Consider the following 17,944-nt stretch of genomic DNA (forward strand, 5'->3'; position numbering starts at 1 on the left):
CGGGATCCCCGTCGTGCGGGATCCGCGACGTCCGGGGTCGACGGCGACGGGGATCGGGGACAACCGATCGGTGGATGTCATGCTGGACGGGTGCGGTACGACAACCTCCTGGCCTCCGTTGGCAACACCCCGCTCGTCGGGCTGCCCCGGCTCTCACCGAGCCCCGACGTCCGGCTCTGGGCCAAGCTCGAGGACCGCAACCCGACCGGCTCGGTCAAGGACCGCCCGGCCCTGATGATGATCGAGGAGGCGGAGAAGCAGGGTCTGCTCCGTCCCGGCTGCACGATCCTCGAGCCGACCTCCGGCAACACCGGCATCTCGCTGGCGATGGCGGCCAAGCTCAAGGGCTACCGGATCGTCTGCGTGATGCCCGAGAACACCTCGGCCGAGCGTCGTCAGCTGCTGCTGATGTGGGGTGCCGAGATCATCTCCAGCCCGGCCGCCGGCGGCTCCAACGAAGCCGTCCGCGTCGCCAAGCAGGTCGCCGCCGAGCACCCCGACTGGGTGATGCTCTACCAGTACGGCAACGCCGCCAACGCGCTCGCCCACGAGCGCGGCACCGGCCCCGAGGTGCTCGCCGACCTGCCGTCGGTCACCCACTTCGTCGCCGGCCTCGGCACCACCGGGACGCTCATGGGCGTCTCCCGGTTCTTCCGCCGGGCCAAGCCCGAGGTGCGCATCGTGGCCGCCGAGCCGCGCTACGGCGAGCTCGTCTACGGGCTGCGCAACCTCGACGAGGGATTCGTCCCCGAGCTCTACGACGCCGACCTGATCGACGCCCGGTTCTCGGTCGGCCCCCGCGACGCCGTCCGCCGCGTGCGCGAGCTGCTCGAGCTGGAGGGCATCTTCGCGGGCATCTCCACCGGGGCGATCCTGCACGCCGCGCTGGGCCAGGCGGCCAAGGCCGTCAAGGCCGGCGAGAGCGCCGACATCGCCTTCGTCGTCTGCGACGGCGGCTGGAAGTACCTCTCGACCGGGGCCTACGAGGGCACGGTCGAGGAGGCCGAGGAGCGGCTCGAGGGCCAGCTCTGGGCCTGACCTCCGGGCCCGACGCCTGGGCCTGACCGGTCCGTCGCCCCTACCGTGGACGCCGTGCGCCCGCTCCTCCTCGTCCTGACCGCCGTCGCCTCGCTGGTCGTCCCGGTCACCGTCGCGGTCCCGACCGGGGCCGCCGGCGCGGCCGGACCGGCCGCCGTCGTCAGCACCAGCCCGCCCACGGTCACCGGCGACCCGGTCTTCGGCCAGCCCCTGCGGGCCGACCCCGGCACGTGGGACCCGGCCGACGTCACGCCGGCCTACCGCTGGCTGCGCGACGGCCAGCCCGTCCGGGGCGCGCGCGAGCGGACCTACCGGCCGCGGCTCGCCGACCTCGGACACCGGCTGAGCGTGCGGGTGGTCGCGACGAGCGCCGACGGCAGCCGGGGGACCGCGGAGTCCGCGCGCACCACCCGGGTCCGCCGGGCCGAGCTGGTGAACCGGCGCCCGCCCTCGGTGTCGGGGGACGCCCGCTTCGGCCGCACGCTCACGGCCCGCCCCGGACGCTGGTCGACGACGCCGACCCGGCTCACCCACGAGTGGCTGCGCGGCCGGACGCCGATCGCCGGCGCGACCGGTGAGCGGCACGAGGTCGCCCCCGACGACGTCGGGCGCAGGCTGCGGGTCCGGGTGACGGCGTCCGCGCCGGGCTACCGGCCGAGCACGGCCGTCTCGGACGCCGTGCTGGGGCAGCACCGCCTCGACGTCCGACGCACGGTGACCTACACCGTGCGGACCCGCGGCCGGATCACCGCGAGCCTCGCGGAGTTCCGGCGCCAGGCGCAGGAGACCTTCACCGACCCGCGCGGCTGGCGCGGGCGGGGCGTGCGGTTCCGGCCGGTGGCCGACGGCGGCTCCTTCACCCTCGTGCTGGCCGAGGCGAGCACGGTGCCGTCGTTCTCGAGCGCGTGCAGCGTCGAGTGGAGCTGCCGGGTCGGGCGCTACGTGATCATCAACCAGACCCGCTGGCGGACCGCGTCGCCGGCGTGGAACCGGTCCCGGCTGTCGCGCCGCGACTACCGGCACATGGTCGTCAACCACGAGACCGGGCACTGGCTCGGCCGGGGACACGCGTCGTGCCCGCGGCCGGGCGCGCTGGCGCCGGTGATGATGCAGCAGTCGAAGGGCACCGGTGGCTGCCGCTTCAACCCGTGGCCCACGGAGTCCGAGCTGCGCTGAGGCGCCCCGGACCGCTCCGGCCCGCTCCGCCGCGCTCGAGTCCGCTCGGGCCCGCTCCGGCTGGTTCGCGCGCCGTCCCCGACGCCGTAGGGTGACCGCGTGCGCGAGATCGTGGTCTTCAGCGGCAGCGCGCACCGTGCGCTCGCCTCCGGCATCTGCGAGCGGCTGGGGGTGCCGCTCTCCCCGGTCGAGCTGACCCGGTTCAGCAACGACTGCCTGCAGGCCCAGCTCCAGGCCAACTGCCGTCAGCGCGACGTCTACCTCGTGCAGCCGCTGGTGCCGCCGACGCAGGAGCACCTGATGGAGCTGCTGCTGATGGTGGACGCCGCCCGCGGGGCCTCGGCCGACAAGATCACCGCCGTCATCCCGTACTACGCCTACGCGCGCTCGGACAAGAAGGACGCCTCGCGGCTCTCGATCGGCGGCCGCCTGGTCGCCGACATGCTCGCGACCGCGGGCGTCGACCGGGTCATCACCATGACCCTGCACGCGCCGCAGGTGCACGCTTTCTTCTCGGTGCCGGTCGACCACCTGACCGCCCTGGGGGTCCTGGCCGACCACTTCCTCGGGCAGGACCTCACCAACGCCGTCGTCGTCTCACCCGACTTCGGCAACGCCAAGACCGCCACCCAGTTCGCCCGGCTCCTCGGCCTGCCCGTGGCCGCCGGCAGCAAGAAGCGCCTGGCCGACGACCGGGTCGTCATCGACGCGATCGTCGGCGACGTCGCGGGCCGGCGGGCGATCGTGCTCGACGACGAGATCGCCACCGGCGGGTCGATCCTGGAGCTGCTCGACCGCCTGGGCGACCAGGGCTGCGTCGAGGCCGCGGTGGCCTGCACGCACGGGCTCTTCGTCGGCAAGGCCGTCGAGCGGCTGCGCGGGCACCCGATGATCAGCGAGGTCGTCACCACCGACACCGTGCCGCCGCCGGCGGTCGCCGCGGACTGGCCTGAGCTGCGCGTGCTGTCGGTCGCCGGGCTCCTCGCCGAGGCCGTGGCGCGGGTGCACGCGGGGGAGTCGGTCGCCAGCCTGTTCGACGACGTCGACCCCACCCTCGGCACGCCGCAGCCGCGACTGTTCGACTGAGCGGCAGATCACGGCGGCACCGCCTGCGGCCGTGGGCCCGGACGCCGTACCGTTACGTCTTGTGCCCGCCCCGACCGCGCCCCGGTGGCCCAGCAGCCCCGCGCTGCGCGAGGCCCCGATCGGCATCTTCGACTCCGGCTTCGGCGGCCTGACGGTCGCGCGGTCGGTCATCGACCAGCTGCCGCACGAGTCGATCCTCTACGTCGGGGACACCGCACGTCAGCCCTACGGCCCCAAGCCGATCAGCGAGGTGCGCGAGTACGCCCTGGAGTGCCTCGACCACCTGGTGCACCAGGGCGTGAAGGCGCTCGTCATCGCCTGCAACTCCGCGAGCGCGGCGATGCTGCGCGACGCGCGCGAGCGCTACGACGTGCCCGTCGTCGAGGTGATCTACCCCGCGACCCGACGCGCGGTCGCCGCGACGCGCTCCGGCCGGATCGGCGTCATCTGCACCGCGGCGACCGCGGAGTCGATGGCCTACGACGACGCCTTCGCGGCCGCGCCGCAGGTCGAGCTCAGCACCCGCTCCTGCCCGCGCTTCGTCGACTTCGTCGAGGCCGGGGTGACGGCCGGCGACGAGCTGATCGCCGCCGCCCACGAGTACCTCGACCCGCTGAGCGCCGCCGGCGTCGACACCCTCATCCTCGGCTGCACCCACTACCCGCTGCTGACCGGTGTGATCTCCTACGTGATGGGCGACGACGTGACCCTCGTCAGCAGCGCCGAGGAGTGTGCGAAGGACGTGTACCGGATGCTGGCCGACACCGACCTGATGCGCGAGACCGGCGAGCCCTCCTACCGGTTCGTCACCACCGGCTCGCCGGAGGAGTTCGAGAGCATCGGACGCCGGTTCCTCGGACCCGAGATGGTCGGGGCCAGCCAGTTCGCCGGCGGGCTCGCCCGGTGAGGCTCACCGTGGTCGGCTGCTCCGGCTCCTACCCGGGACCGGAGTCGACGGCGAGCTGCTACCTCGTCGAGGTCGAGGGTCCCGACGGGGACGACGGCCAGGGATCGCGCACGTGGCGGATCCTGCTCGACCTGGGCAACGGGTCGCTCGGGGCGCTGCAGCGCTACGCCGACGCGCTCGCCATCGACGCGGTGCTGGTCAGCCACCTGCACGCCGACCACTGTCTCGACCTCTGCGGCTACTACGTGATGCGCAAGTACCACCCCGACGGCGCCCCGCCGCGGATCCCCGTCTACGGCCCGAGCGGCATCGCCGCGCGGATGGCGCAGGCCTACGACCTGCCGACCGACCCCGGGATGAGCGAGGAGTTCGACTTCGTCGAGTACGACGGGGCCTTCTCGGTCGGGCCGTTCTCCGTCGAGCCGGTCCCGGTCGAGCACCCGGTCGAGGCGTACGGGATCCGGATCACCGCGAACGGGACCACGCTCGGCTACAGCGGTGACACCGCGCTGTGCGACGGCGTCGACCGGGTTGCCGCCGACACCGCCCTCTTCCTGTGCGAGGCGTCGTTCCGTGCCGGCGACGACAACCCGCCGGGGGTCCACCTCACCGGGGCCGACGCCGGGTCGGTCGCCGCGCGCGCCGGCGCGCAGCGGCTCCTGCTCACCCACATCCCGCCCTGGTTCGACCGCGACGCGATGCTGGTCGAGGCCCGCTCGACCTACGCCGGCCCGGTCGAGCTGGCGTCGGTGGGCGGGGTCCACGAGCTGTAGGACGCCGCGGGCAGGTCGGGGACGGTCGCGGTCCGCGCCGGTGCGTCGCACCGCCGATCGCCGGTGAGCATCGGGCAGAGTGGCGGCCATGATCAGCGTCGAGGGACTGACCCGCGCCTACGGGAGCTTCGTCGCCGTCGACGACGTCACCTTCGCCTGCCGGCCGGGCCGGGTCACCGGCTTCCTCGGCCCCAACGGTGCCGGCAAGACCACCACGATGCGGGTCCTCGTCGGACTGACCCCGCCCTCGCGCGGCCGGGCGACGATCGGCGGCCTGGAGTACCGCGACATCCAGAACCCCGGACGCCACGTCGGGGTCCTGCTCGACGCCGGCGCGCAGCACGGCGGACGCACCGGTCGCGAGATCCTCACCCTCGGCGCGCTCGCCATGGGCCTTCCCACCTCCCGGGTCGACGACATGCTGCGCCTGGTCGCGCTCACCCCCGACGAGGCGTCGAGGCGGCTGCGGCACTACTCGCTGGGCATGAAGCAGCGTCTCGGCATCGCCCACGCGCTCCTGGGTGACCCCCAGGTCCTGATCCTCGACGAGCCGGCCAACGGCCTCGACCCGGCCGGCATCCGCTGGATGCGCGGCCTGCTGAAGGGCTACGCCGACCGCGGCGGCACCGTGCTGCTCTCGAGCCACCTGCTGCACGAGGTGGAGCAGATCGCCGACGAGATGATCCTCATCGGCCGCGGCCGGATCGTGGCCCGCGGCGACAAGAAGACCCTCCTCGAGTCGAACCGCGGCACCCGCACCGCGACGACGACCGTCGTGTCCCTCGACAACGCCCGGCTCGCCGAGGTCCTGGCCGAGCGGGGGCTCGCCGTCACCCCCGGCCCGGCCGCCCTGACCGTCGCGGCCGAGGCGGTCGACGTCGGTCGTGCCGCGGCCGAGCACCAGATCGTGCTGACCGACCTCCGGTCGGTGGAGAGCGGGCTCGAGGACCTGTTCCTCGAGCTCACCTCCGCCACCCAGCGCGACGGCCGGCCGCCCGGGGCGCCGGGGCCGCCGTTCCCCGGCCGGCCCCCGCAGGGCTACCCGGCCCCGCCGGGCTACCCGCCCCCGCCAGGTCCGCCGTCCGGCCACGCGCCGCAACAGCCAGGAGCTCCCCGATGACCGACCTCGGCCGGCCCCCCGGTAGGCCGCACCAGCCGCCGCACCAGTCGCCGAAGCCCCCGACCGGGTCGGCGAGCGTGCCGTTCACCCGGTGGGTCCACCTCGAGCTCCGCAAGTCGGTCGACACGCTCGCCGGGTTCTGGCTGCTGGTGGTCATCGCGGTCCTCCTCATCATGATCGAGGGGTTCTTCCTGCTCGTGGGACTGACCTCCGACGACGCCGGGCTCTCCTTCACGATCTTCACCCGGCCGATGGCCTACGTGCTGCAACCGATGGTCGCGACCCTCACCATCATGCTGGTCACCAGCGAGTGGGGGCAGCGCACGGCGATGGTCACCTTCGCGCTCGAGCCGCGGCGCTCCCGCGTGCTGCTCGCGAAGCTCGTCGCCGCCTTCACGCTGACCCTTGCCCTGATCGTGGTCCTCCTCGTGGTCGCGACCGTCTGCGCGGCGATGCTCGGGGCCGTCGACGGCAGCAGCTTCGAGTGGGACCTGGGTCCCGGTGACGTCGTCGGCCTGGTCCTGTTCGAGGCGATCGCGGTCCTGGTCGGCTTCGGGCTCGCGACGTCGATCCTCAACACCCCCGGCGCGATCGGGGCCTTCCCGGTGATCGCGTACGCGATCCCGTCCGGCCTCGGCCTCGTCGGGCTCTTCTGGGAGGACTTCCGGAGCGTCGGCCGCTTCCTGAACCTGCAGAGCTCGACCAACCCGGTGCTCACCTGGTCGGTCGACTCCGGGGAGGACTGGGCCCGGCTGGTCGTCGTGCTGCTCGTCTGGGCGGCGGTCCCGCTCGTGCTCGGTCAGCTCCGGGTCAAGCACGCCGAGGTGAAGTGACACCCGGCCCGACGACCGGGACCCCGGACGACGCGTCCGGGATCCCGGTCAGTCGACCAGCCCCGCGTCGTGGACGCAGATCGCGATCTGGACCCGGTTGGTGACCCCCAGCTTGTCGAAGACCCGCGACACGTGGGCCTTCACCGTCGGGACCGACAGGTAGAGCGACGCCGCGATCTCGGCGTTCGCCAGTCCGCGGCCGATCGCCATGGCGACGTCCCGCTCGCGCTCGGTGAGGGCGGCCAGGCGGCGCTCGGCCGCCTGGCTGCGGTCGTCGCCACCGTCGTGGCGGACCCGGTCGATGAGGGTCCGGGTGACCGAGGGCGACAGCATCGGGTCCCCGTCGGCCACCTTGTGGATCGCCGCGACGATGTCGCCGGGCGGGGTGTCCTTGAGCAGGAACCCGTCCGCGCCGACCGCGAGCGCCTCCAGCACGTGGTCGTCGGCGTCGAACGTCGTCAGCACGATCACCCGCGGCGGGGCGGGACGCTCCAGCAGGATCCGGGTGGCCTCGATCCCGTTCAGCCTCGGCATCCGGATGTCCATGAGCACGACGTCGGGGAGCAGCTCGGCGGCCCGCTGCAGCCCGTCCTGGCCGTCGACGGCCTCGCCGACCACCTCCAGGTCGTCCTGGCCGCCGAGCATCAGCCGGAGCGCGGACCGGACCAGCGGGTCGTCGTCGACCACGAGAACCTTGGTGCTCATGCCGCCCACGGTATCCACCCCCGCAGGACGAACTCGCCGTGCTCGGTGCCGTGCACCACGTGCCCGCCGCGCAGGCTGGCCCGCTCGGCGAGCCCGATCAGCCCGAGCCCCGACCCGGGCGTGGCCGAGGGTCCGAACCCGAGCGGGTTGCGCAGGCTCACGCCGATCCCGTCGTCGGGGGTGCCCGAGACCGCGATGCTCAGCGACGCGCTCGGGGCGTGCTTGCGGGCGTTGGTGATGCCCTCCTGCACGATGCGGTAGAGCGTCCGCCCGGCGACGTCCGGGACGGCGACGTCGGCGCCCAGGGCGTCGGTGAAGTCGATCCGCATCCCGGAGCGACGCGCCTCCGCGACGAGGTCGTCGAGGTCGGCGTAGGTCGGCTGGGGGGTGTGCAGCGGGCCGCCGTCGCCGTCGCGCAGGACGCCGAGGACGCCGCGCAGGTCGGTGAGCGCCTGGTGCGCCGTCTCCCGGATCACCCCGACGCCGTCGCGCAGCTCGTCGGCGCTGAGGTCCTCGCGGTAGCTGAGCGCGCCGGCCCGCATCGAGATCTGCGAGATCCGGTGGGCCAGCACGTCGTGCATCTCGCGGGCGATCCGGCCGCGCTCCTCGAGCCGCGACTGGTTGGCCATCAGCTCCTGCTCGGCCTCGGCGCGCTCGGCGCGGGCGCGCAGCGTCCACAGCAGCTCGCGTCGCGAGCCGATGTACATGCCCCACCCCAGGACCGCCGACAGGAAGGCGATGTTGGAGAGCAGGGTGACCCACCAGGCCTCGGTCTGGGTCGGCGGGTTGACCTCGGTGAAGGCGTAGGCCGAGACGACCGACAGGACGCCGATGCCCACGACCTGCACCCACCGCCGGCGGGTCGCCAGGGAGACCGCGGCCAGCGTGGCCGGCCCCGCGGCCAGCGAGGAGACCGTGCCGAGCAGCGCCGTCGCGAAGGCGACCGGGACGGGCCAGCGGCGCCGGAAGAAGACCAGCACCAGGGCGGGGACGCCGCACAGGATGTCGATCACGAACCGGGTGTCGGTCTGCAGGTCGGCGATGCTGATCCACACGACGCCGCTGATCAGCAGCGAGACGGCGATCCGCCAGGCGTGGCTCCACCACCCCAGCGGCGGTTGGTACTCCTCCGGCCGCGGCCGCCGCACGTCTGGCACCGGCCCAGCCTAGGGACCCAGGGCCCGGCCGGCATCGTCCCGCGGGAGTCGGGAGCCCCTACTTTGGTCGCGGGGGTCGATCCGCGCGTCCGATGTGCCGCGCCGCCACCCCGGGGAGGATGACGCCATGATCGAAGTAAGCGGACTCACCCGCACCTACGGCGGGTTCACCGCCGTCGACGACGTCAGCTTCAGCTGTGCCCCCGGCCGGGTCACCGGCTTCCTGGGGCCGAACGGTGCCGGCAAGACCACCACGATGCGGATCATGGTCGGCCTGACGCCGCCCAGCAGCGGCCGCGTCACCATCGGCGGGCACCTCTACCGCGACATCCCGAACCCCGGGCGCCACGTGGGGGTCCTGCTCGACGCCGGCGCCCAGCACGCCGGCCGCTCGGGTCGCGAGATCCTCACGATCGGCGCCCGGACGATGGGCCTGCCCGACAGCCGGGTCGACGAGATGCTCGCCATGGTCTCCCTCAGCGACGAGGAGGCCGGGCGCCGGCTGCGCAACTACTCGCTCGGCATGAAGCAGCGCCTCGGCATCGCCCACGCCCTGCTGGGCGACCCCGAGGTGCTGATCCTCGACGAGCCGGCCAACGGTCTCGACCCCGCCGGCATCCGGTGGATGCGCGACCTGCTCAAGGGCTACGCCCACCGCGGCGGCACCGTGCTGCTGTCGAGCCACCTGCTCAACGAGGTCGAGCTCGTCGCCGACGAGCTGATCCTCATCGGCCGCGGCAAGATCGTCGCGCAGGGCGACAAGAAGAGCCTCGGAGCGCTCGACGCCCAGGTGAGCTCGCTGGTCACCGCGCTCGACCCCGCCGCGCTGGTCCGCGGCCTCGAGGCCGAGGGCTACCGCGTCGCGCCCGAGGGCGAGGGCTTCCGCGTCAACGCCAGCACCGCCGACGTCGGCCGTGCCGCACTCGAGCACCTGATCGTGCTCACCGACCTCCGGGACGGCGCCGCCGGGCTCGAGGACCTCTTCCTCGAGCTCACCGCCGACACCCAGCGCGAGGTCGCCCCGGGCGCCCCCGCCGCCCCCGCCGCCCCCGCCGCCCCGGAAGGAGCCCACCGATGACCACCAACGCCCCCGAGCGCCGCACGATCGACATCTCGCGCACCGAGGCCATCCCGTTCAGCCGCCTGGTGAAGGTCGAGTGGCGCAAGATGCTCGACACCCGGGGCGGGTTCTGGCTGCTCGCGATCACCGGGGTGCTGCTGGTCTTCGCCGTGGCGATCGTGCTGCTCGTCATCGGCCTCGACGACGGGGTGCGGGTCGGTGCCTTCGACTGGTCCACCATCCTCACCATCCCGCTCTCGCTGCTCCTCCCGGTCTTCGCGATCCAGAGCGTCACGAGCGAGTGGAGCCAGCGCACGGGCCTGGTCACCTTCTCCCTCGAGCCGCACCGGATCCGGGTCCTGCTGGCGAAGGTGTCCGCGGTGATCCTGCTGGTGCTGAGCACGATCGTCGTGGCCATCGCGCTCGGCGCGGTCGCGAACGTGGTCGGCGCCCAGATCGGCGGCTACGACGCCCGCTGGAACCTCGAGGTCTCCACCCTGGCCGCGACCGTCTTCGTGCAGCTCGTCTACTTCCTGATGGCCTTCGGCATCGGCATGGTCCTGCTCAGCACCCCCGCCGCGATCGCGATCTTCTACGTGGTGGCGCTGCTGCTGCCGTTCATGGTCTACGGCACCCTCTACGCTCTCTTCGACTGGGCGCAGGACTTCATCCCGTGGATCGACCTGCAGTTCGCGACGGCGCCGCTGCTCGACCCGAGCGACTCGGTCTCGACCACCAACGTCGCCCAGATGGTCGTGGCCTGCACGATCTGGGTCGTGGTGCCGCTCGTGCTGGGCTCGCGCCGCGTGCTGAGCTCCGAGCCGAAGTAGCCCCACCCGCACCGTCACCCACGGGATCCCGGTCGTCGCGACCGGGATCCCGTTCGTGTCCGCGAGCCCTCTAGGGTCGAGCCATGACGATCACCCCCCGCGAGGACGGCCGCGCCGACGACCAGCTGCGCCCGATCAAGATCACCCGCAACTGGCTCGACCACGCCGCCGGGTCCGTGCTCGTCGAGTTCGGGAAGACCCGTGTGCTCTGCGTGGCCTCGGCGTCCGAGGGCGTGCCGCGCTGGCGCAAGGGGTCCGGCCTGGGCTGGGTCACCGCCGAGTACGCCATGCTCCCCGGCTCGACCCACACCCGTTCCGACCGTGAGTCGGTCAAGGGCCGCGTCGGCGGACGCACCCACGAGATCAGCCGTCTCGTCGGACGCTCGCTGCGCGCCGTCATCGACTACCAGGCCATGGGCGAGAACACGATCCAGCTCGACTGCGACGTTCTTCAGGCCGACGGCGGGACCCGGACAGCCGCGATCACCGGCGCCTACGTCGCCCTCGCCGACGCCTGCGCGTCGCTCGGCGTGATGGAGACGCTCACCGGCTCGGTGGCGGCGGTCTCGGTCGGGATCATCGACGGCGTCCCGCGACTCGACCTGCCCTACGTCGAGGACGTCCGGGCCGAGACCGACATGAACGTCGTGATGACCGGCGCCGGCAGCTACGTCGAGGTGCAGGGCACCGCCGAGGGTGCCGCCTTCGACCGCCGCGAGCTGGACGCGCTGCTCACCCTGGCCGAGCAGGGATGCGCGGACCTCACGCGCCTGCAGCGGGAGGCGCTCGCCGGTGGCTGAGTCGAACCGGATCCACCTGGCCTCCCGCAACGCGAAGAAGATCGCCGAGATGGAGCGGATTCTTGCCGAGCACGTCCCCGACGTGACGGTGCTCGGGCTCGACGACGTGGTGGCCTACGCCGAGCCGGTCGAGGACGCCCCGACGTTCGCGGGCAACGCGCTGCTCAAGGCCCGCGCGGGTGCCGCGGCGACCGGCCTGCCGACCGTCGCCGACGACAGCGGGCTCTGCGTCGACGCCCTCAACGGGATGCCCGGCGTCCTGTCCGCGCGGTGGTCCGGCCCGCCGAAGGACGACGCCCGCAACAACCGGCTGCTGCTCGACCAGCTCAGCGACGTCCCCGACGAGCGTCGCGGCGCCCACTTCCGGTGCGCGGTCGCCGTCGTGGTCCCTGGCGGACCCGAGGTGGTGGTGGAGGGTCGGATGGACGGCCGCGTCGTCCGCGAGGTGCGGGGGGCCGGTGGGTTCGGCTACGACGTCCTCTTCGTCGCCGACGAGGCGCCCGGTCTCACCACCGCCGAGCTCGACGTCGCGGGCAAGGACGCGATCTCGCACCGGGGCAAGGCGCTGCGCGAGCTCGCGCCGCGGCTCCCCGGGCTGCTCGGCGCCGCCGACCCCGGCTGACGCCGGCCCACGCTAGTGGGGGGTCAGTCGGTCCAGGACCAGCTCGCGAGCAGCTGCTCGAAGTCCGTCTCGGAGACCGCGTCGCCGCTGTGCGGGAAGGTCAGGGCGATCGAGTACTGGGTCCCGCCGTGCAGGGCCAGGTAGGCCACCTGGGTGAACTCGAGACCCTCGCCGTTGGTCCGCTGCGGGATGCGGACGCCGATCGCCCGCTGCCCGTCGATCTCGATGTCGTCGACGTCGTCGATCTCGGCGCCGTCACTGCCGCCGAGGTTGCTCTTCCACAGGCTCTCGAGGTCGTCCGGGTCGGTCGCCGACCCTGCCGGGATGGCCTCGACGAGGACGTTGCTCTGCGCCGCCTCGACCGACGAGCCGAGGACGACCAGCGCGTCGATCCCGTCGCCGCCCTCGAGGCCGGCGGCCTCGGCCGTGGCGTCCTCCCACGCGTCGGGGAGGTGGAAGGCGTACCCGGTGCCGGCGACGACGGCGCCGTCGGCCGGCTCGACGGGGCTCGTGGTCGCGGTGCCGGTCGTCGCGCTCGGGTTCCCGGTCGTCGCGGGGTCGGTCCGGGCCGGCCCCGGGTCGTCGCCGCCGCGGACCACGACGAGGGTCACCACGAGCGCCACCACCAGCACGAGCACGGTCCCGCCCACGGCGAGCAGGGCCGTGGTGGGGCGACGCCGGCGCCGGGGTGCGGCCCGGCGACCGGGTGCCGGGGCGGGGGAGCCCGACGGACGGTGCGCCGTCGGCGGTCCCCCCGGGCTCTGCTGGCTCACGTCGTCAGTATGAGGGGTGCCGCGTGGCGGGCCCGCGGGTGCCGGAGGGGGGACTCGAACCCCCACGCCCTAGGGCACAGGTACCTAAAACCTGCGTGTCTGCCATTCCACCACTCCGGCCGGAGCACCGAGCAGTCTGTCAGGCCAGCCCGAGGTCACGCCGCAGCTTCGCGACGTGACCGGTCGCCTTGACGTTGTACTGCGCGACCTCGATCCTGCCGTCCTCACCCACGACGAAGGTGGAGCGGATCACGCCCTGCACCGTCTTGCCGTACATGGTCTTCTCGCCGAACGCCGACCAGGCCTTCATCGTCTCCCTGTCCGGGTCGGAGAGCAGCCGGATGCCGAGGTCCTCCTTGGCGCGGAACTTCGCGAGCTTCTCGGGCTTGTCGGGGGAGATCCCGACCACCTCGTACCCGGCGCTGCGCAACGAGCCCAGGGACTCGGTGAAGTCGCAGGCCTGCTTGGTGCAGCCCGGGGTCATCGCGGCCGGGTAGAAGTAGACGACGACCTTGGTGCCGAGGAGGTCGCCGAGCGCGACCTGGTCGCCAGCGTCGTCGGTGAGGGTGAACGGCGGTGCGTCGTCGCCGGGCACGAGGCGGTCGGGGTGGCTCAAGGGGGTGGCTCCTGTCCGGGTGGGTGCGGTGACCCGCACCGACGGGGTGGTCCCTGTGGTCCGAGACCGGTGGTTGTTGCAATATGTTTGCAGCAACGCACTGAGGTCGAGAGCAGGTGGATCCAACCTACTCAGCAGCCACCCAGGCGAAGGAGAGCCCCATGCACGTGCCCGACGGATTCCTCGACGCGCCGACGTCGGTCGCGACCGGCGTCGTGGCGGCAGGGGTGGTCGCGGTCTCCCTGCGCAAGGCCCGCGCCGAGCTCGACGACCGCACCGCCCCGCTCGCGGGTCTCGTGGCGGCGTTCATCTTCGCCACCCAGATGCTCAACTTCCCGGTCGCGGGCGGCACCAGCGGGCACCTCATGGGTGGTGCGATCGCCGCCGTCCTGGTCGGTCCCTGGACCGGGTTGCTGGCGACGGCGGTCGTCTTCCTGGTCCAGTGCCTGCTCTTCGCCGACGGCGGCATCACCGCGCTCGGCACGAACGTGCTCCTGATGGGCGTGGTGACCGTGGCCGTCGGGTGGGGCGTGTTCCGCGCCGTCCAGACCGTCCTGCCCAAGACCACCGCCATGGTGCCGATCGCGGCCGGCATCGGCGCGTTCGTGAGCGTCCCGGTCGCGTCGGTGGCCTTCGTCGGTCTCTACGCCGTCGGCGGCACCGCCGACATCCCGCTGGACAACCTGACCACCGCCATGGTCGGCGTGCACCTGCTCATCGGGGTCGGCGAGGGGATCATCACCTTCCTCGCGGTCGGCAGCGTGATCGCGGTCCGGCCCGACCTGGTCCACGGCGCGCGGCGCGTGCTCGCGGCCCGCGAGCTCGAGGTCCGCACGACACGAGCCGCGGCATGAGCGCCACGCCGGGAACCACGTCGCCGCGCCCCAGGGTCTCCACCCGCGCGGTCGTGGCCGGCATCTTCGTCGTCGCAGTGGTGCTGGCCGGTGTCGTCAGCTTCTACGCCGCCAGCACCCCCGACGGTCTGACCAAGGTCTCCCAGGACGAGGGCTTCGCCGACACCGAGACCGAGCACGGCGCCGGCGACGGACCGTTCGCCGGGTACGGCAGCAGCTTCATCGACGACGAGAGACTCAGCGGCGGGGTCGCCGGCGTCGTCGGGGTGGTCGTCGTCCTGGCGCTGGCGGGTGGGTTGACGCTCGTCCTGCGCCGGCGCGACCCCGACTCCGGTGAGGAACCCGGGTCCGGTGACGGGTCCGCGTCCCTCGACGGGCCGGCGTCCGATCACGACGCCGAGTCGACGTCGCCCTGATGGGCGGGCCGCACGGCCACCAGCTCCACTTCCACGGCCACTCCCGGGTGCACCGGGCGCCGGCCCACCTGAAGATCCTGGCGCTCCTGGCCTTCATGCTCGTGGTGGTTGCGACCCCACGCGGCTGGTACCCGTTGTACGGGGGTCACCTCGCGGCGCTGGTCACCGTGGTCCTGCTCAGCCGGGTCCCGCCGGTGTACCTGCTCAAGCGCATGGTGGTCGAGGTCCCGTTCGTGTTCTTCGCGATCCTGCTCCCGTTCGTCGCGACCGGGCCGCGCACCGAGTTCCTCGGCCTCACGGTGAGCGAGTCGGGGCTGCACGCCGGCGCGGCGCTGCTGGCCAAGGCCACCCTCGGGGTGCTGGCGAGCCTCACCCTGGCCGCGACCACGGAGCCCCAGGACCTGCTCGCCGGACTGGCGCGGCTGCGGATGCCGGTCCTCCTGGTCCAGATCATGGGGTTCATGGTCCGCTACCTCGAGGTCGTCACCGACGAGCTGCGCCGGATGCGGATCGCCCGGGAGTCGCGCGGCTTCACCGCGCGCAACCCCCGACACTGGCCGGTCCTCGCCCGGTCGTTCGGTGCCCTGTTCATCCGCAGCTTCGAGCGCGGTGAGCGGGTGCACCTGGCGATGCTCTCGCGCGGCTACACCGGCAAGATGCCCACATGAGTGTCCCCGTGCTCGACGTCCGCGGCCTCGCTTACGCCTACCCCGACGGGCACCAGGCGCTGTTCGGCGTCGACCTGCACGTCCACGCGGGGGAGCGCGTCGCCCTGCTCGGCCCGAACGGTGCCGGCAAGACCACGCTCGTCCTGCACCTGAACGGGATCCTCAAGGCGGGGGCCGGCACGGTCGAGGTGAGCGGGCTCCCGGTCGACAAGGAGCACCTCCAGGAGATCCGACGCCGGGTCGGGATCGTCTTCCAGGACCCCGACGACCAGCTGTTCATGGGCACGGTCCGTGCCGACGTCGGCTTCGGTCCGGCGAACCTCGGGCTCAAGGGGGCGGCGCTGGAGACCCGCGTGATGGCGGCGCTCGAGCAGGTCGGCATGGCGGACTTCGCGTCGAGGCCACCGCACCACCTGTCGTTCGGGCAGCGCCGGCGGGTCGCCGTGGCGACCGTGCTGGCGATGGAACCCGAGATCCTGGTGCTCGACGAGCCGTCGTCGAACCTCGACCCGGCGTCGCGGCGCGAGCTCGCCGACATCCTCAGGTCCCTGGACGTGACGGTCCTGATGGTCACCCACGACCTCCCGTACGCGCTGGAGCTGTGCCCCCGCGCGGTGGTGCTCAGCGACGGTCACGTCGTCGCGGACGGTCGCACCTACGACGTCCTCACCGACGACGAGCTGATGCGCGCGAACCGCCTGGAGCTGCCGTTCGGGTTCGACCCGCGGCGCATTGATAGCCTTCCGGGGTGAGCGACGAACTCTCCGAGCTGGAGCGCGAGATCCAGGAGACGCGCGAGCGTCTCGCCACCACCATCGACCAGCTGCTGTACCGCTCGCACCCGAAGACGATCGTGGGCCGCGAGGTCGCGACCATCAAGGGCCACTACGTCGACGCCGGCACCGGTGAGCCCCGCACCGACAACATCCTTCGGACCGTCGGCGTGGTGGTCGGGACGATCGTGGTCTTCGCCGTGCTCCGCCGCGTCACCCGCTGATCCGATGGATCCGACGACCGCCGACAAGCAGCCCATCAAGATGCTGCACGACCGGGTGCTCTGCGAGCTCGACCCGGAGGTGGGCGAGCGCCGCTCCTCCGGCGGCATCGTCATCCCGGCGACGGCCGCGATGGGCGCCCGGCGCCTGGCGTGGGCCGTCGTGGCCGCCGTCGGTCCCCACGCCCGTGCGGTCGAGGTCGGCGACCGGGTCCTCTTCGACCCCGAGGACAAGGCGGAGGTCGAGGTGCACGGTGACACCTACGTCGTGATGCGCGAGCGCGACGTCCACGCGGTCGCCGCCGGCCGGCTGGCCGACGCCTCCGCCGGCCTGTACCTCTGACGCGTCCGCTCCCCGACCCGCCGGCGAACGTCTCGGGCGACATCGAGATGACCACGAACCGTCCACAGGTCCCGTGGTCGGGGGAGTTCTCCACAGCGGGCTGCTGAGCGGCCGCAGCCGGTCACCGCGCGGTGTTGAGGTGGGCTCATGACCTCGACCTCCTCCGCCCGACCCGTTGCCCGCATCGGGGGCCCCGCCCGCCCGATCCACGACGCGGTGGCCTCCGCGCGCTCCGCGGTGGGTGCCGCCGTCGACGCGACGGCCGAGGTGCTCGACGACGAGGAGTGCCGGGCGCTCCTGGTCGAGCTGACCAAGTTGTCCAGCCAGGTCGCCGAGCTCGAGCTCCGGGTGCTCGCGCGGGCCGACGGGGTGCGCGCCGGGCAGCAGGCCGGCGCCAGCTCGACCGCCACCTGGCTCGCCCTGGAGACCGGCCAGAGCACGAAGGCGACCCACGCCAGGGCGCGCCTCGCGCGGGCGGTCACCACCGGGAGCCCGCAGGTGCGGGGGGCGCTGGCCGCGGGGGAGATCCTGCCGGCGCACGCCCGGGCGATCCTCGAGGAGACCGCCGGGCTGCATCGCGGCCGCGAGGACGTCGTCGGCGCCCTCGTGCGGCGGGCGGCGGGCCTCGACGCCTCCGAGCTGCGGGTGCGCGCCCGCGAGGTCGCCCGGACGGCCGTCGCGGCCCACCGCGACGACAGCCCGCTGGCCCTCGTCGCCCCGGTCGCCGGACCCGGTGCCGTCGACGACCGCTCCGGTGACGGCGCGCCGCCGGGGGCGGCGTCGGAGCCGCCGCTCGCCGGGTCGGCCACCCCGGCGGCGGGTCCGTCAGGTCCAGCGCCGGTCCGGCCCTCCGCCACGGGCCAGAGCGAGGGCGGGACCGGGCACCCCACCGCCCGTGGGCGGCCACGAGCATCCCTCCGGCGCCGCGTGCAGGGGTGGTGGGGCCGTCAGCACGGCGCCCACCGCCGGAGCCGGGGCCCGTCGGCCCCCACCCGGCCCGCGCTCGACACCCTGGTCCGCGCGGCGCACGGTGCCTTCGGCTGGCACGTCCACCTGGCGGAGACCTGTCCGCACGAGGGCGGCGGACGGGCACGATCGGCTCGCTCACCCTCGCGCGTGAGCCGCGCCGCGACGACGCGGTGCTAGACACGTGGCACACCAACAGGAGGTTCC

General features: G+C 73.4%; 22 protein-coding genes and 1 tRNA gene. 18 read left to right on the forward strand and 5 right to left on the reverse strand.

Annotation, left to right across the window (positions count from 1 at the left end):
• Positions 1-90: 90 nt before the first annotated feature.
• The 7 genes from FE634_RS04755 (at position 91) to FE634_RS04785 (ending at position 6,933) form a co-directional block, all read left to right on the forward strand.
• Positions 91-1,038 carry a PLP-dependent cysteine synthase family protein gene (locus tag FE634_RS04755; RefSeq protein WP_137292523.1) on the forward strand — a complete coding sequence of 316 codons (948 nt, stop codon included), beginning with the start codon at positions 91-93 and terminating at the stop codon, positions 1,036-1,038.
• A 54-nt stretch (positions 1,039-1,092) separates the two neighbouring features.
• Positions 1,093-2,214, forward strand: a complete 1,122-nt coding sequence (locus FE634_RS04760) for a DUF3152 domain-containing protein (RefSeq protein ID WP_187366823.1) — start codon at positions 1,093-1,095, stop codon at positions 2,212-2,214.
• 99 nt (positions 2,215-2,313) lie between these two features.
• A complete protein-coding gene (locus FE634_RS04765; RefSeq protein WP_138875243.1) occupies positions 2,314-3,300 on the forward strand; it encodes a ribose-phosphate diphosphokinase in 987 nt (328 codons plus the stop codon).
• Between the two features lie 61 nt (positions 3,301-3,361).
• Positions 3,362-4,207 (forward strand): glutamate racemase, encoded by an 846-nt coding sequence (gene murI / locus FE634_RS04770; protein ID WP_262347578.1) that lies wholly within the window; start codon positions 3,362-3,364, stop codon positions 4,205-4,207.
• Positions 4,204-4,980, forward strand: coding sequence for an MBL fold metallo-hydrolase (locus FE634_RS04775; RefSeq protein ID WP_138875244.1), 777 nt, complete (start codon positions 4,204-4,206; stop codon positions 4,978-4,980). Before murI ends, FE634_RS04775 begins: the two co-directional genes overlap by 4 nt.
• A gap of 88 nt (positions 4,981-5,068) precedes the next feature.
• Entirely contained in the window at positions 5,069-6,100 is a 1,032-nt protein-coding gene (locus FE634_RS04780) for an ABC transporter ATP-binding protein (protein ID WP_187366824.1), read from the forward strand.
• A 77-nt stretch (positions 6,101-6,177) separates the two neighbouring features.
• A complete protein-coding gene (locus FE634_RS04785) occupies positions 6,178-6,933 on the forward strand; it encodes an ABC transporter permease subunit (RefSeq protein ID WP_137292528.1) in 756 nt (251 codons plus the stop codon).
• A 48-nt stretch (positions 6,934-6,981) separates the two neighbouring features.
• On the opposite strand, the gene FE634_RS04790 is transcribed toward FE634_RS04785, so the two are convergent.
• Positions 6,982-7,638 (reverse strand): response regulator, encoded by a 657-nt coding sequence (locus FE634_RS04790; RefSeq protein ID WP_137292529.1) that lies wholly within the window; start codon positions 7,636-7,638, stop codon positions 6,982-6,984.
• Positions 7,635-8,795 carry a sensor histidine kinase gene (locus FE634_RS04795; protein ID WP_262347579.1) on the reverse strand — a complete coding sequence of 387 codons (1,161 nt, stop codon included), beginning with the start codon at positions 8,793-8,795 and terminating at the stop codon, positions 7,635-7,637. The genes FE634_RS04790 and FE634_RS04795 overlap by 4 nt, the downstream gene beginning before the upstream one ends.
• A 127-nt stretch (positions 8,796-8,922) precedes the next feature.
• Between FE634_RS04795 and FE634_RS04800 the strand changes: the two genes are divergently transcribed.
• The 4 genes from FE634_RS04800 (at position 8,923) to FE634_RS04815 (ending at position 12,107) form a co-directional block, all read left to right on the forward strand.
• The gene (locus FE634_RS04800; RefSeq protein ID WP_137292530.1) at positions 8,923-9,873 is read left to right on the forward strand and encodes an ABC transporter ATP-binding protein; all 951 of its coding nucleotides are present in this window, start codon (positions 8,923-8,925) and stop codon (positions 9,871-9,873) included.
• A complete protein-coding gene (locus tag FE634_RS04805) occupies positions 9,870-10,685 on the forward strand; it encodes an ABC-2 transporter permease (protein ID WP_137292531.1) in 816 nt (271 codons plus the stop codon). Before FE634_RS04800 ends, FE634_RS04805 begins: the two co-directional genes overlap by 4 nt.
• An 83-nt stretch (positions 10,686-10,768) precedes the next feature.
• A complete protein-coding gene (gene rph, locus FE634_RS04810) occupies positions 10,769-11,485 on the forward strand; it encodes a ribonuclease PH (RefSeq protein ID WP_137292532.1) in 717 nt (238 codons plus the stop codon).
• Positions 11,486-11,534: 49 nt separating this feature from the next.
• Positions 11,535-12,107, forward strand: coding sequence for a non-canonical purine NTP pyrophosphatase (locus FE634_RS04815; RefSeq protein WP_148240962.1), 573 nt, complete (start codon positions 11,535-11,537; stop codon positions 12,105-12,107).
• A gap of 23 nt (positions 12,108-12,130) precedes the next feature.
• Here FE634_RS04815 and FE634_RS04820 read toward each other — a convergent pair whose 3' ends face one another.
• The 3 genes from FE634_RS04820 to bcp all read right to left on the reverse strand — a co-directional run bounded on the left by FE634_RS04820 (position 12,131) and on the right by bcp (position 13,496).
• A complete protein-coding gene (locus FE634_RS04820; protein ID WP_138875247.1) occupies positions 12,131-12,880 on the reverse strand; it encodes a hypothetical protein in 750 nt (249 codons plus the stop codon).
• A gap of 39 nt (positions 12,881-12,919) precedes the next feature.
• Positions 12,920-13,000, reverse strand: a tRNA-Leu gene (locus tag FE634_RS04825).
• A gap of 19 nt (positions 13,001-13,019) precedes the next feature.
• Positions 13,020-13,496: a thioredoxin-dependent thiol peroxidase gene (gene bcp / locus FE634_RS04830; RefSeq protein WP_148240390.1), complete on the reverse strand. Its 477-nt coding sequence runs from the start codon at positions 13,494-13,496 to the stop codon at positions 13,020-13,022.
• Between the two features lie 161 nt (positions 13,497-13,657).
• Here bcp and FE634_RS20905 point away from each other — a divergent pair, with 161 nt between their 5' ends.
• The 7 genes from FE634_RS20905 (at position 13,658) to FE634_RS04860 (ending at position 17,917) form a co-directional block, all read left to right on the forward strand.
• Entirely contained in the window at positions 13,658-14,350 is a 693-nt protein-coding gene (locus FE634_RS20905) for an energy-coupling factor ABC transporter permease (RefSeq protein WP_187366825.1), read from the forward strand.
• Positions 14,347-14,766 carry a PDGLE domain-containing protein gene (locus FE634_RS20910; RefSeq protein WP_187366826.1) on the forward strand — a complete coding sequence of 140 codons (420 nt, stop codon included), beginning with the start codon at positions 14,347-14,349 and terminating at the stop codon, positions 14,764-14,766. Before FE634_RS20905 ends, FE634_RS20910 begins: the two co-directional genes overlap by 4 nt.
• On the forward strand, positions 14,766-15,434 hold the full coding sequence (gene cbiQ / locus FE634_RS04840; RefSeq protein ID WP_138875248.1) for a cobalt ECF transporter T component CbiQ: 669 nt from the start codon (positions 14,766-14,768) through the stop codon (positions 15,432-15,434). The genes FE634_RS20910 and cbiQ overlap by 1 nt, the downstream gene beginning before the upstream one ends.
• Entirely contained in the window at positions 15,431-16,186 is a 756-nt protein-coding gene (locus FE634_RS04845; RefSeq protein WP_137292536.1) for an energy-coupling factor ABC transporter ATP-binding protein, read from the forward strand. Before cbiQ ends, FE634_RS04845 begins: the two co-directional genes overlap by 4 nt.
• Positions 16,183-16,431 (forward strand): DUF3618 domain-containing protein, encoded by a 249-nt coding sequence (locus FE634_RS04850; protein ID WP_137292537.1) that lies wholly within the window; start codon positions 16,183-16,185, stop codon positions 16,429-16,431. The genes FE634_RS04845 and FE634_RS04850 overlap by 4 nt, the downstream gene beginning before the upstream one ends.
• Before the next feature lie 4 nt (positions 16,432-16,435).
• Positions 16,436-16,771 (forward strand): GroES family chaperonin, encoded by a 336-nt coding sequence (locus FE634_RS04855; protein WP_138875249.1) that lies wholly within the window; start codon positions 16,436-16,438, stop codon positions 16,769-16,771.
• A 147-nt stretch (positions 16,772-16,918) separates the two neighbouring features.
• Positions 16,919-17,917 carry a hypothetical protein gene (locus FE634_RS04860; protein WP_138875250.1) on the forward strand — a complete coding sequence of 333 codons (999 nt, stop codon included), beginning with the start codon at positions 16,919-16,921 and terminating at the stop codon, positions 17,915-17,917.
• Positions 17,918-17,944 lie beyond the last annotated feature (27 nt).

The sequence above is a fragment of the Nocardioides sp. S-1144 genome (assembly GCF_005954645.2).
Taxonomy (GTDB): domain Bacteria; phylum Actinomycetota; class Actinomycetes; order Propionibacteriales; family Nocardioidaceae; genus Nocardioides; species Nocardioides dongxiaopingii.

What these genes read in the sequence shown, in the direction of transcription:
- FE634_RS04780 (WP_187366824.1), top strand. Translation starts at nt 5,069, where the DNA reads ATGATCAGCGTCGAGGGACTGACCCGCGCCTACGGGAGCTTCGTCGCC.
- FE634_RS04790 (WP_137292529.1), bottom strand. Translation starts at nt 7,638, where the DNA reads ATGAGCACCAAGGTTCTCGTGGTCGACGACGACCCGCTGGTCCGGTCC.
- FE634_RS04800 (WP_137292530.1), top strand. Translation starts at nt 8,923, where the DNA reads ATGATCGAAGTAAGCGGACTCACCCGCACCTACGGCGGGTTCACCGCC.
- FE634_RS04805 (WP_137292531.1), top strand. Translation starts at nt 9,870, where the DNA reads ATGACCACCAACGCCCCCGAGCGCCGCACGATCGACATCTCGCGCACC.
- rph (WP_137292532.1), top strand. Translation starts at nt 10,769, where the DNA reads ATGACGATCACCCCCCGCGAGGACGGCCGCGCCGACGACCAGCTGCGC.
- FE634_RS04815 (WP_148240962.1), top strand. Translation starts at nt 11,535, where the DNA reads ATGGAGCGGATTCTTGCCGAGCACGTCCCCGACGTGACGGTGCTCGGG.
- FE634_RS20905 (WP_187366825.1), top strand. Translation starts at nt 13,658, where the DNA reads ATGCACGTGCCCGACGGATTCCTCGACGCGCCGACGTCGGTCGCGACC.
- FE634_RS20910 (WP_187366826.1), top strand. Translation starts at nt 14,347, where the DNA reads ATGAGCGCCACGCCGGGAACCACGTCGCCGCGCCCCAGGGTCTCCACC.
- cbiQ (WP_138875248.1), top strand. Translation starts at nt 14,766, where the DNA reads ATGGGCGGGCCGCACGGCCACCAGCTCCACTTCCACGGCCACTCCCGG.
- FE634_RS04845 (WP_137292536.1), top strand. Translation starts at nt 15,431, where the DNA reads ATGAGTGTCCCCGTGCTCGACGTCCGCGGCCTCGCTTACGCCTACCCC.
- FE634_RS04855 (WP_138875249.1), top strand. Translation starts at nt 16,436, where the DNA reads ATGGATCCGACGACCGCCGACAAGCAGCCCATCAAGATGCTGCACGAC.
- FE634_RS04860 (WP_138875250.1), top strand. Translation starts at nt 16,919, where the DNA reads ATGACCTCGACCTCCTCCGCCCGACCCGTTGCCCGCATCGGGGGCCCC.